Raw genomic sequence first — 11670 nt, 5'->3', positions numbered from 1 at the left:
ACTAATGGGTTCCTTTACTAGCACTATTCCAACATATTTTTTTTGTGTTTAAGGAAGGTTGCCGAACGTTACCTTTTTGCAAACACAAAAAATATGAATGCCGGCCGAGCGAATTGCTTTAATAAGTTTGTCTCCGGTTTCCTCTTCAACCACAAACATGATTTCCATTGGCTGGTCAGCCAGTTCAAAGAAATGGGCGGAGTGCAGATGACCGGACAGGCCCTGGCCCTCGCTGTCTATCCGCGTGGTCACACGCTGGACGCCGTGGTCCTTTGCCATATCGATGATCAGTTTGCTGACCAGTTTGCCCTCGTGTCGACGATTCTGGGGTGTGATGAAGAGAATCTCATAGCCTTTTTCCATGGTCATTTACCCCGCCTGTAGCCAACGAACAAAAACGAACGTACCCATCCCCGCCAGTGTCATGACCAGCGAGCCACCGACATGAACCGCGATGCCACCAAGCGCCCACCAGAAGCGTCCGGATTGCAGCAGACTGACGATTTCCGCCGAGAATGTGGAGAAAGTCGTCAACGCGCCCATGAATCCGGTGATCACGAACAGGCGCCATTCCGGTGCCAGGTTGGTGAAATGGGAAAAGATCATGATCGACAGCCCGATCAGGTAGCCACCAACCAGATTGGCAACCAGGGTGCCCGGTGGAATATTCGGGAACAACGCGTTCAGCTGGATCCCGAGAAACCACCTGAGCAATGCGCCAAAGGCAGCACCACCCGAAACGGCCAGAATGGATAAAAGCATGCGTATCTCACAGGGGCAGGTTTGGAACCAAAATTAGTAAAAGATCAATGACTTTGCAACGAATAAGGTTGGTCTTCGTCAAGGAGACCGAAGATGAGGAGCAAGAAAAAGCCGGGCGTTGCCCGGCTTCATTCAGATAATGGTCGCTGCTTTGATACCCCAGTATTCCGGCGTAACACGTGGATCGAGCATCATCGAATCTTTCTCGCCTTTGGCCGGTATCTCTTTGACCGGTTGAGGCTTTTTAGCCTTTTCCTCTTGCTGCCGCTTCAAACTCTCTTCCAGGATCTGTTCGGCGATATATTGCTGGGCGCAAACGCCACTCCCATACCCCAACAGCACCAGAAAAGCGGTTAACGATCCCAGGCTGACTGTTTTTCGGTTCATGGTGGGTCCCCCTTTCGGTTCCTTCCAGCCGTTAGACACACCAAAGGGGGAATTGGTTACATCGACCGATAGATCATTTTGCGATCTGAAAGCTCGCATACCAATGCATTTCGCACCTAACGCGAGCGGCTCTCCCATTGAGAGACAGCCGGATGACACCGATCTGCCAAATAGGCTAGGATTCTGTCGGAAATAGCTGGGAGCAGGACGCTCCCGGAGAAGGATTTCAGAGTTTTCGACACAAGGAGTATCCAGGGATGGAGCCTTCCAACCGCCCGGCCTGCATGTGGCACGATCTGATAGTTGAAGTCCATGGTGAGGATCATGGCTCGCAACAGAAGCTCGTTGTCTATGAAAACACCGACCCAGAGGTCGCCGCGAACGAGAATCCCCGCTATCCCGATGACGAGCGCAGACAGGCAGGTCTGAATGGTCGCGCTTCAATTCTCCATACCTGGGCCTGGAAGGATCAACCCGATAGCCGTCTGGTGCTGGAAATAGAGGCCCAGGGCGGTCCGCCTATTCGCTTACCGATTCTGGAGACCGCGGGAGAAACTCCATGGCAAGGCCGCGAGGGTGGTCAGCAGCACATTCTCCTGCCAGTGGTGCCTTTCGACTGGATCCGCGGACGCGATATCGGTGGCCAGGAACCAACCTGGCCGGCGCTGGCCCGATCCGGCTACCTTTACGTATTTCGGGATGCCCGGCTCTGGCGCGAGCTGTGCATCACCTGGAAAGAAGGCGAGCTTCGCTTCCAGGATGTCCGTTTGGACGATTACCGGGATAGAAATGGCCATGTAACCGCAAACCGACGGATAGCAACTGGCGTCGCCTTGTCAGACATCTGGGTACCGGCACGTCTCGACAACAAGGATCTTGCCCTTGAAGTCGCCTTCTCGGAATCGGCCCTCCCAGCGGCCCGCATCAATCGCCTACAAACCGATTTCAGTCTTCGCTATCACCGATGCCAGCAAATCGGCCGAATAATGCCTCACAGTTCGCCGGCCGATGGCGCCAGCTTCGACGTAGGTCCGAGTAATCGCCCCGTATTCTATCTCGATACGGTGGCGCCTCAACGCCCGCGCCAACCGGCCGTGGAGTGGCAGTTCGAGCGCCCCTGGTTATTCCTGGAAAACGTCGACGGTACCTATCCCGTCAAAGCCTATGAGATGGCGAAAGACCTTTTTCGGCAATACAGCGCGGGTGAGCGTTCCGGGCCGCTGGCGAACTACGAAAAGCCGGAACCCGGGGCACTAGCCCTCAGTATCCAGGAGGCTGTCGACGAGGCCAGCAAATCGCAGAAGCCCCGCCTATTCTCAACGGATGACTGGAGGGCCGGGTTGCCGACCACCGATGCTGTCGAGACATTACGAAGGCGCGGTGTCTGCGGCCTGAAGATAGACGATCGTCTCTACGAAATCCGACATCAGGCGCATCGCATTGAAACCGCTCGTGAATTGCTGTCTCTGTGCTGTGAAAGGGCCCGACAGAACCCGCAACTGGATAGTGCTCAGTTGGTAAATCAACTGATTCTGCCGCCACGGTTGCAGGGCGAGCGCAATCCCCTCCATCAATATATCTCGGCCTTGCCCGAGGCCGGCCGCGAACGCATCGATCAGATCCTGATGAACGAGGAGCGGGGGTTAGGGCGGGAGTACCTCGACAGGGCCCAGGATGAATTGCTGCTTTGCTTGCGTCGGCAGCCCTACCAGCAGGTATTGGGCGATCTGTTCTGTGGTGATGACTTTGACTATGCTGCAGCCTTTCGCTTTACCGGCCGGTTGGTCAGCCTGGTCATGGAAACACCGGTCAAACAGGATCCACTGCACCCACGGCAAGGCCTGCCCGGTAGCGATTCGAAAGGCAAACAATGGCTACGGCGTCTGTGTACTGAACAAGAAGCCATTAGCAAGAGTCAGGGTGTGGTCTCCCTTGCCCGGATGCTCTGGCCTCAGGTGGACCCGGCGGATCAGCACACACCCTATAAACCGCCGCAATCACCGCCGGCCAATCCCGGCGATGGTGTTTTCCGTGGACATGAATTGGCCCGGTTGGAAACCCTGAACTTGCCGGCGGACCTGACCGATATCCAGACCCTTGAAGGATTGCAACTGGCGTCAGAGATTAAAGCCGGTGGCCTGACCAATCTTCTCTTCGCGGGTATGGCCGAAGGCACCAAAGCACTCAACGCCGCCCATAACGAATTACACAGCGCCATCCGCAGCGCCCTGACGGCTCTTGAAAACGAAGACAGTGAACTCAAGCAGCTACGGGCCGATTACCGCCGGTTGAACCGGCAACAGGCCGAGCTTACCCGTCACTACGAGCAGCGTGCCCAGGCCGCCCTGAAAACCAGCAAGGAAGGGTACCTGGCGGTGCTGAAAGAATCCCGGAACGCCCACCGACAACTGGAGCGAACGCGAGAACAGGCGGAAACCCGCCTCGGGCAGGCACAGCAGGCCCTTAATCAGCGCTTCCTGACCCGACGCCTTGCCATGCTGAGCCACCCTCTGGAGGCCATCCGGCAGTCTATGCCGAACCTTTTGCCCGGACTGCGCCTCATGCCTCTGAGTGATGCCATCAAACAGGGCAAATACGTACTGGGGCTCGAAGATCTGTCCGGGGAGGGTGAACGGGTGACACCTCCGACAGCATATGCACAGAAAATGCTGGCCTGGATTCTGGAACGGGACCGTCCGGCCACCCAGGCACTCAGCCGTCTCAGCCAGGCCCAGAATGAACTGATACTGGCCCGTAAGGCGGCCGAGCAGGGCGCAGCCAATATCGCCAGTGCCCAGGAGCGGCTGCAAGCCGCCGAGCGTCGATTCAGCGGAATCACCGCGGAACTGGATAGCCTCGGCGGTCGCGTCACATCCGTTGCTGCGGCCATCAAGACGACGGAACAGGCCATCGAAGAGAACCGCTCCCAGCTGGACCAGGCCGAGCACAGTCGGCTTTACCGGGCGTTGAATACACCGGTTCTGCCAATGGTGGTGCTGGGGATTGAGTTGGTGAATATTTCTAATGCCATAGGCTCATATTCCGAAATAGAACGTCAACAAGGCTTTGATAGAGCCTTGCTGGGAACGGTAGCCGGGCTATTTAACTCCTCAATAGCGGCGGTGTTATTGGCAGAGCGCTTCGCCAACACTTTAGTGAAGGAGAAATTGGTGGCGTTTCTGGGTTATGAATTCGAGGGCGAAATTGCTCAAACCCTTTCCAAAATTCTGGGTGTCGAATCAATTACCAGTCGCATGTTTCTCGGCGCTACTGGCGCGATTGCGGTGACTGGTATCAGCCTATCGGACACCCTTTACGCCCTCGATACGGGGGATCCCGCCGCTTGGGGGTATGGTGTCACAACGGTCAGCGGCGTGGTTATGACTATGGCTTCAATGATTCCTGTTCAGGCCACTCTCTTGGGGATGGGACCTTTGGGCTGGGTCGGTCTTGGCTTGATGCTTTTTGGCACTGCCTTAATCTGGGTTCTTCAAGATGAACCTATCGAAAACTGGCTTCGGAACGGTCCGTTTGGTGACCATGATGGGTTACCGCATTTGCAAGGAACCGACAACGCCGCTGAAGCTTACTTTCGCTTACTAGGACAGTTGATGAACTTACGTTTGACTCGTCAACCCATGCCGACCACAGACCAGGCTCAAAAAGCTGTTTTAAAATCGCTTAACTCGCCGGACCCGAGAGCGCTCCAGAAGGCTACCCATATAATCCGCGTTGACAGTAATCTGCCGGGACTGCTGGGGGCACCGGAAGGAGTTCAGGCGATCTGCAAGACCCGGTTATTGTGTAAGGCCTTCAATCTTGGACGGGGCTACGGGCTCGCGTCCTCGGACGCAGTATCTGAAGGGGAATCGCAGGACCATATCCTCCATCAGCAAGCCACCGCCACCGGCTATGTGCTGTTGGTACGGAAACCGGATTCCCAACGCAAGCCCCGGACTTTCCTGGGTATGCCCACGGGCCAACAAGAGCTGCGTTATGAGTTGCAAGCCAAGGCGCAATACCAGGTCATGCTCAAAGGACAATCATTTGCCTTCCCGGCACCTCCGCCCAAGGATACTACCCGGTATGACTCGAAAAATGACGATTTCACAAAACCGGATTTTACCGATCATGATCAACTGTTCTGGGTTAACGGTTTCACAAAGTCCGGCCCAGCCTGATGTTGGAAACAGAAGCAATGAATGAAAACTACTATGGCCCCCAGGCCTACCACCCGGACCGGATACCGCAACAGCAGCGACAAGCGTTCGGCTCGGGGCGGTCCTGGCTTAATCGAAAGTTTGATATGCGCATGCCGTGGGGGGGGACCGACGAGGTAGCGCCTCTGTCATTCCGGAAACGCTTCCGCCCGGAAGTCTTGAGAAAAATTGAGTCACAACCAAATGGCTTTGAAAATATCGAGTTCCATCAACGTATCGACCATGAAAGGTACCGTCATGCAACGCCCGCTTTTAGGGTTAGCCTATTAAATATTGTCGGAACCTTTGGAAAATTGATTTTTGTGCTGATGTTTCCGGTCTTTTTCTTGGCGTCTCTAGTGGCCTGTTATCACACGCCTTCGGGGATGACTTTCGCAGATCGCAACCTTCAATTACTCGATGCTGTTCCGTATTTTTTCGGTATACCACTGACGGTTTGGTGGGCTGGGCGTGGGCCACTTATTTTGTTTCCACGTTGGGCGATTAAGCCTTCTCAAGGCCCCAAATGGGAGGTCAACCGCCGTACCGGGCTGGTCACGGTGTACCACCACAAAAGAAAAGGCCCAACGGTCGAAGAACAGGCACCTTTCTACGAATTCGACGCCTATCTCACCAACGAAATGATACCGCCCGGCCAAGTAGTTCATACCCTTTACCTGGTCCATCGCTACAGCCAGATGATGATCCCCATAGGCAATCTGATAGGTAAGACCACGGGAAAGGAATGCTTTGCTTTGTGGGATATGTTTCAGAATTTCATGGATACCAGCCGTCCGTTGCCGGATATCCCACTATGGGAGGAGTTCCGGCCCAAGGACCCGGTGACCGCCGAACACGACCGCCTGAAAGGACGCCCGCCACGATACTGGCGGGATATGGACGATGACACCTGGAAACAGAAGGAGAGCGAGATGATGGCCAAGGTATTGAGCCTGGCCACGCCCTATAGGGCAAACCTGATGCGCCGGCATGTGCGGTATGCGAGTTAGCGTTAAAGGCTGGGCTTAGTCTGATTAATCGGAGTTGCTTACATAGGCTTTGTTATTCCGGAACTCAGCCACCGTTATCGTGGATCCGGGCTTCCTCTTCTCTTCTGGAATATCTTCAGGATTGCCGATTTGCCAGAAGGTCCCGTTTGCAAATACGGTCATAGCCCCAGTTTCCGCTTTGTGAATTTCTCCGGTAGTTCGCGAAAAGGTGTGCAGCGACTCCTGCGATGCATTTTCGCCGGCAATGCATCGGTCCCTGAAAAAGTAGAGCAATACCGCACCAAGCAGGGCTGTCAGCAAAAGCTGGATGCCGGCATTCAGCCCCGGAACAAAAAACGTGAGCAAACCGGCGACGACAGCTCCGAGCCCGAACCACATCACGATGAATGCGCCGATAAACACTTCTGCTATTACCAGCGCAATACCTGCGGTGACCAGAAGCCACCAAACGATTGATACATCCATTATTCGTCATTGGCCCCGCTTTCACGGGGCCGCTCCGTGTTTCAGCGTTGTGCCTGTTCAGTTGATTTCCCCAGAAACTCCCGGGCCATTGCCAGGGAACCGAGCAGGTCGCTGGCTTCGTAGGGCACAACGATCTTGTTCTGGCTATCACTGGCAGCAATGCCCGTCCAGGCTGCAATCCGGTCCTGGGCCAGGAGATACTCGCCGGCGTCCGGATTATCCCGAAGACCGGCGGCAACCAGTTCAATAGCCTGCTTTTGCCCCTCGGCTTTCAGCACTTCCTCGGCCTTTGCCGCCTCGGCCAATAGCACCTGTTCTTTCTTCCGGGCCTCTGCGGTCCGCTCCAGCGCTTCCGCTTCCCGATAGGCCCGTTCCTTGTCGCCTTCCGCTTTGGCGATGGTGGCGTTCTTGTCGGCTTCCGCCTTCTGTTCGATGGCGCGGCGCTCGCGGGTTGCCTGAAGCTGGAGCTCCATGGCCCGCTGCACGTTCTCGGGTACCGAGATGTCACTGATCTCAACCCTGGTCACTTTGGCACCCCAGCCCCCGGAGGCGTTATCCAGGGCCAGGAGCAGGGCGGCGTTCATTTCCTCACGACTGGACAGTGTGTTGTCCAGCTCCATCTTGCCAATTTCGGAGCGCAGCGTTGTCTGGGCCAGCTGGGCGACGGCGTATTTGAGATCATTGATTTCATAAGTAGCCAGCTTGGCATCATTGATTCGCAGGAACACAACACCGTCGATCGTAATCTGAACGTTGTCCGAGGTGATCACTTGCTGGGAAGGAATGTCGATAACCTGTTCCTGCGTGCTGAACGTCTGGCGAACCTGATCCACGAAGGGAACAATGACATTCAGTCCACCATTGAGGACGCGGTGGAAACGCCCAAGTCTTTCAATGACCTGTACTTCTGCCTGGGGCACAATCCGAACCGCCTTGGCGAGTGTGACAACAACGAGAAGGGCAATTACGCCCGAGACAATCAGAACAATGTCCATAAAATACAGCTTTCCCTGATTTAGGTTTTGGTAGGGGGATTATCTACACATACTGCCCACTGAGCAATTTCAGTCAGGATTGCACAAGATCTGTGGGGCATAGTGGCTGCCGTTGAGGAGGTGTACCAGTGAATGACACAAAGGCAGCGGCGTATGCCCGGCGATTCGAGCGGGTTTTCGCCTACATCGACAAGCATCTGTCCGGGGACCTGTCCCTGGATCGACTGAGCGAAGTGGCGAATTTCTCGAAGTTCCACTTTCACAGGCAGTTCTCGCAATACGCGGGTATCAGCGTGACACGTTATATCCAGCTAATGCGACTGCGCCGGGCGTCATACCGCCTGGCGTTTGAGGATGCGACCCCGATCATCGATATCGCCCTCGAAGCGGGCTTCGGGAACCCGGAGTCATTTTCCCGGGCGTTCAAGAGCACCTTTGGCAACACACCCTCTCAATTTCGAAAAGCTCCGGCGTGGCAGCCGTGGCATGAACGTTATCAACTACCTCCAAGAGAGCGGAAACAGCCAATGAATGTAGAGATTATTGATTTCCCGGAAACAACCGTTGCGGTACTTGAGCATCGGGGATCGCCCGCACTGGTCAATGAATCAGCCAAGCGGTTCATCGACTGGCGTAAACGTACCGGTCTGTCACCGGTCAAGACCAGCGAGACCTTTGGTCTGGCCTACGACGACCCGGCAACCACGTCACCAGAAGAGTTCCGTTTCGATATTTGCGGGTCCGTAAAACAGCCGGTTCCAGAAAACGATCTGGGCATCGTCAACAAGGTGATTCCAGCCGGACGCTGCGCGGTGATTCGCCATCTCGGATCTCACGAAAGCATCGGAGAGCCGGCCTATTACCTTTACCGGCAATGGTTACCGGAAAGCGGGGAGGAACTGCGGGATTTTCCATTGTTCTTCCATTACCACAACCTGATTCCGGACACGCCAGAGCATGAACTGGTGACGGACGTGTGTTTGCCGCTGATTTGATCCGGCAAAGACGACACAGGTGGGCTCAGCAGAGCAGGGCGAAGTCCCGTTTTGCTGGGCGTGTCTTTAATCCATCACTCCGGCATCGGAATAAACTCATCACTATCACCCGGAACCAGAGGAAACGACCGATTCTTCCAGTCGGTTTTCGCCTGGTCGATCCGGTCTTTTCTACTTGAGACGAAATTCCACTCAATAAACCGTTTGCCAAGTGGTTCTCCGCCGATAACGGCAATCAGAGAGTCCTCGTGCGCTTCAATAGTCACACCTTCCTCACGGTTGAGTACCGCCATTGAATGCGCCGGAAGAGGTGTTCCTCGCGCTTGAATGCGTCCCTCCACGACATATACAGCGCGTTCTTCGCCGTGAGGTATCGCCAGGGTTTGTCCGGCCTTGAGACGCGCTTCCACATAAAGTGTTTTTGCAAAAGTCCGGACCGGGGATTGCACACCATAAGCCTGTCCCATGATTACCCGGACTGGCACGCCGTTAACGTCAACCTGAGGTATATCATCAGCGCGATAATGATAAAACGCGGGCTCCATTTCTTCGTCTTCCTCCGGTAGTGCAAGCCAGAGCTGGAGCCCATGAAGCCTATGACGCTCGGCTGTGATTTCCGGTCGTTCCCGTTCGGAATGAACGATACCCTTACCAGCTACCATGAGATTCACATCCCCGGGACGAATGGGCTGTACACTTCCGAGCGAGTCCCGATGCAGGATTTCGCCTTCAAACAGATAGGTCACTGTGGCCAGGTTGATGTGCGGGTGAGGGCGAACATTGATGCCGTCCCCGGGCTCGAACTCTGCAGGCCCCATGTGGTCGAAAAATATCCAGGGACCCACCATTTTCAGGCGCGCGGTTGGAAGCGTTCGGCGCACGGAAAATCCTCCGAGGTCCTTGTCCCGCGGTGTAATGATCAGTTTGATTGCATCGCAACCGGTGGAAATGTCGCACGGCAGTTCTGGTTTGCGCTCAAGTGTGCTCATGGAGGGCATCCTTAATCACGTCCCTGTGAGTATAGTGTGTCAGTCGTAGCTCTTACGCCTTTTGTGCGGAAAAGCTCTGCATAAGGTTGGCGTATTGGGGAAGGTGTTTGGCCAGAATACCACCGAAGCCTTCTATGTCATTTCGCCAGTCCCGATGCAGTTCACAGCCCACGCTGAACCAATTCATCAGCTGAGCTCCGGCCTGCTCCATACGGCTCCATGCGGCGTCACGGGTAGTCTGATTGAATGTGCCGGATGCATCCGTCACTACAAACACCTCGTAGCCTTCTTCGAGAGCAGAAAGAGTTGGGAACGCGACGCAGACATCAGTCACGACACCTGCAATCAGGAGCTGCTTTTTACCGGTCGCTTTTACTGCATTAACGAAATCCTCGTTATCCCAGCAATTGATCTGTCCTGGCCGGGCAAAGTATGGCGCATCTGGGAAGCATTCCTTCACCTCCAAAACTATGGGCCCGTTGGGGCCATCCTCGAAGCTGGTGGTGAGAATAGTGGGGATATTAAAAAACCTGGCAATGTCGGCGAGCGCCAGTACATTGTTCTTGAAGTCGTCCGGGCTGAAATCCCGCACTAACGACAGCAGCCCCGCCTGGTGGTCAACCATCAGCAGTGCGACGTCGTCCTTGTTAAGTCGATTATAGGTATATCCCATTTCCCGTTCTCCTTGCTATTGACGTGATCAGTTCTGGCCAACTGCATTGTTTAGTAGGTTGCATTGGCGCCAAAGAGGCCTTTTTCTATATGATTCAGGCCGTTTAAATTCCCTCAATTGAGGAACAGGGATTAGACTAAAGCCGCTTGATTTTGCTGGGTAGACAGCGAAATTCGTACTGACTGTTCCATGAATAGGACGAATTCATATGCAGGACCTGAACGATCTTTACTACTTCGTCCAGGTGGTGGACTACGGTGGTTTCGCACCAGCGGGAAGGGCGCTTGGCATTCCCAAATCCAAACTAAGCCGGCGAGTCGCCTTGCTTGAGGATCGGCTGGACACAAGGTTGATCAACCGCTCAACAAGACGCTTCTCCGTTACCGAACTGGGAAAAGAGTATTATCGGCATTGCCTCGCGATGCTGGTGGAAGCCGATGCGGCACAGGAGCTCATTGATCGATCACGATCGGAGCCCCGGGGAACTGTCAGGCTGAGTTGCCCGCCGGGCCTGATTTATTTTCTTATCTCGCCGCTTCTGGTTCGCTTCATGGAAAAGTTTCCAAAGGTGAAAGTGGAGATGGAAGCGACCAGCCGTCGCGTTGATGTCTTGAAAGAGGGGTTCGACATCGCCCTCAGGGTCCGTTTTCCACCTTTGGAGGATAGCGACCTGACAATGAAAGTTCTTTCCCGAAGCCCACAATGTCTGATGGCGTCGCCCGAACTTCTCGCCAGTCATAGAAGTGTTGAAGCACCGGAGGATTTGAGCGCATTTCCAAGCCTCGATTTTGAACAGCCGGGTGGCAAACATGTGTGGTGCCTTGACGGCCCAGACGGTATCTCGGTCCAGATTGCCCATGACCCACGTCTGGTCACCGATGACGTATTTACATTGCGTCAGGCAGCGTTATCAGGGCTGGGTGTTGTCCGAATGCCGCTTATTGTTGCTGGTCGGGATTTAATCGAGGGGCGACTCATAAATGTGATTCCCGGATGGCATCCGCGTGGTGGAATTTTCCATGCGGTTTTTCCCTCACGAAGAGGTTTGTTGCCAGCTGTCAGGGCACTTCTCGATTTCCTGAGTGAGTCATTGGACGAAGTGGACTTCACGTTATCCGAATAAGGAGGGGGTCACGACTGCCATGGAGATAGGGATCTGGTGTTCAGATCCAGATCGTATTTAACATAATATACA

General features: G+C 54.7%; 11 protein-coding genes. 4 read left to right on the top strand and 7 right to left on the bottom strand.

Annotated features, from left to right (window positions below; genetic code table 11):
* Positions 1-48: 48 nt before the first annotated feature.
* The 3 genes from MLD04_RS10120 to MLD04_RS10110 form a co-directional block, all read right to left on the bottom strand.
* A complete protein-coding gene (locus tag MLD04_RS10120) occupies positions 49-369 on the bottom strand; it encodes a DUF190 domain-containing protein (protein ID WP_248157783.1) in 321 nt (106 codons plus the stop codon).
* Positions 370-762: a fluoride efflux transporter CrcB gene (gene crcB, locus MLD04_RS10115; protein WP_248157781.1), complete on the bottom strand. Its 393-nt coding sequence runs from the start codon at positions 760-762 to the stop codon at positions 370-372. It abuts the gene before it with no gap.
* Positions 763-894: 132 nt separating this feature from the next.
* Complete coding sequence (locus MLD04_RS10110) at positions 895-1149, bottom strand: hypothetical protein (RefSeq protein ID WP_248157779.1); 255 nt, start codon at positions 1147-1149, stop codon at positions 895-897.
* A 257-nt stretch (positions 1150-1406) separates the two neighbouring features.
* Here MLD04_RS10110 and MLD04_RS10105 point away from each other — a divergent pair, with 257 nt between their 5' ends.
* The gene (locus MLD04_RS10105) at positions 1407-5330 is read left to right on the top strand and encodes an ABC transporter permease (RefSeq protein ID WP_248157777.1); all 3924 of its coding nucleotides are present in this window, start codon (positions 1407-1409) and stop codon (positions 5328-5330) included.
* Positions 5331-5347: 17 nt separating this feature from the next.
* Complete coding sequence (locus MLD04_RS10100) at positions 5348-6358, top strand: hypothetical protein (protein ID WP_248157776.1); 1011 nt, start codon at positions 5348-5350, stop codon at positions 6356-6358.
* A gap of 24 nt (positions 6359-6382) precedes the next feature.
* On the opposite strand, the gene MLD04_RS10095 is transcribed toward MLD04_RS10100, so the two are convergent.
* Together MLD04_RS10095 and MLD04_RS10090 are read right to left on the bottom strand one after the other, a co-directional pair.
* Positions 6383-6823, bottom strand: coding sequence for an NfeD family protein (locus MLD04_RS10095; protein WP_248157774.1), 441 nt, complete (start codon positions 6821-6823; stop codon positions 6383-6385).
* A gap of 41 nt (positions 6824-6864) precedes the next feature.
* Positions 6865-7818, bottom strand: coding sequence for an SPFH domain-containing protein (locus MLD04_RS10090; RefSeq protein WP_248157758.1), 954 nt, complete (start codon positions 7816-7818; stop codon positions 6865-6867).
* A gap of 128 nt (positions 7819-7946) precedes the next feature.
* Between MLD04_RS10090 and MLD04_RS10085 the strand changes: the two genes are divergently transcribed.
* Positions 7947-8813 (top strand): AraC family transcriptional regulator, encoded by an 867-nt coding sequence (locus MLD04_RS10085; protein WP_248157751.1) that lies wholly within the window; start codon positions 7947-7949, stop codon positions 8811-8813.
* 74 nt (positions 8814-8887) lie between these two features.
* On the opposite strand, the gene MLD04_RS10080 is transcribed toward MLD04_RS10085, so the two are convergent.
* Both MLD04_RS10080 and ycaC read right to left on the bottom strand, forming a co-directional pair.
* Entirely contained in the window at positions 8888-9802 is a 915-nt protein-coding gene (locus MLD04_RS10080; RefSeq protein ID WP_248157749.1) for a pirin family protein, read from the bottom strand.
* Between the two features lie 52 nt (positions 9803-9854).
* Entirely contained in the window at positions 9855-10475 is a 621-nt protein-coding gene (gene ycaC / locus MLD04_RS10075) for an isochorismate family cysteine hydrolase YcaC (RefSeq protein WP_248157740.1), read from the bottom strand.
* 208 nt (positions 10476-10683) lie between these two features.
* On the opposite strand from ycaC, the gene MLD04_RS10070 reads away from it, so the two are divergent.
* Positions 10684-11598 carry a LysR substrate-binding domain-containing protein gene (locus tag MLD04_RS10070; protein ID WP_248157738.1) on the top strand — a complete coding sequence of 305 codons (915 nt, stop codon included), beginning with the start codon at positions 10684-10686 and terminating at the stop codon, positions 11596-11598.
* Positions 11599-11670: the final 72 nt, after the last annotated feature.

Origin of the sequence: Marinobacter koreensis (genome assembly GCF_023156285.1) — a bacterium.
GTDB classification, from domain to species: Bacteria; Pseudomonadota; Gammaproteobacteria; order Pseudomonadales; family Oleiphilaceae; genus Marinobacter; species Marinobacter koreensis.
Note: the sequence above shows the minus strand (reverse complement) of the source record. Positions and strands in the feature narration are given on the sequence as shown.

Bases quoted from the DNA above. Each gene is read 5' to 3' on its own strand.
- MLD04_RS10095 (WP_248157774.1), bottom strand. From the start codon at position 6,823: ATGGATGTATCAATCGTTTGGTGGCTTCTGGTCACCGCAGGTATTGCG.
- MLD04_RS10100 (WP_248157776.1), top strand. From the start codon at position 5,348: ATGAATGAAAACTACTATGGCCCCCAGGCCTACCACCCGGACCGGATA.
- MLD04_RS10110 (WP_248157779.1), bottom strand. From the start codon at position 1,149: ATGAACCGAAAAACAGTCAGCCTGGGATCGTTAACCGCTTTTCTGGTG.
- MLD04_RS10120 (WP_248157783.1), bottom strand. From the start codon at position 369: ATGACCATGGAAAAAGGCTATGAGATTCTCTTCATCACACCCCAGAAT.
- MLD04_RS10090 (WP_248157758.1), bottom strand. From the start codon at position 7,818: ATGGACATTGTTCTGATTGTCTCGGGCGTAATTGCCCTTCTCGTTGTT.
- MLD04_RS10080 (WP_248157749.1), bottom strand. From the start codon at position 9,802: ATGAGCACACTTGAGCGCAAACCAGAACTGCCGTGCGACATTTCCACC.
- MLD04_RS10070 (WP_248157738.1), top strand. From the start codon at position 10,684: ATGCAGGACCTGAACGATCTTTACTACTTCGTCCAGGTGGTGGACTAC.
- crcB (WP_248157781.1), bottom strand. From the start codon at position 762: ATGCTTTTATCCATTCTGGCCGTTTCGGGTGGTGCTGCCTTTGGCGCA.
- ycaC (WP_248157740.1), bottom strand. From the start codon at position 10,475: ATGGGATATACCTATAATCGACTTAACAAGGACGACGTCGCACTGCTG.
- MLD04_RS10105 (WP_248157777.1), top strand. From the start codon at position 1,407: ATGGAGCCTTCCAACCGCCCGGCCTGCATGTGGCACGATCTGATAGTT.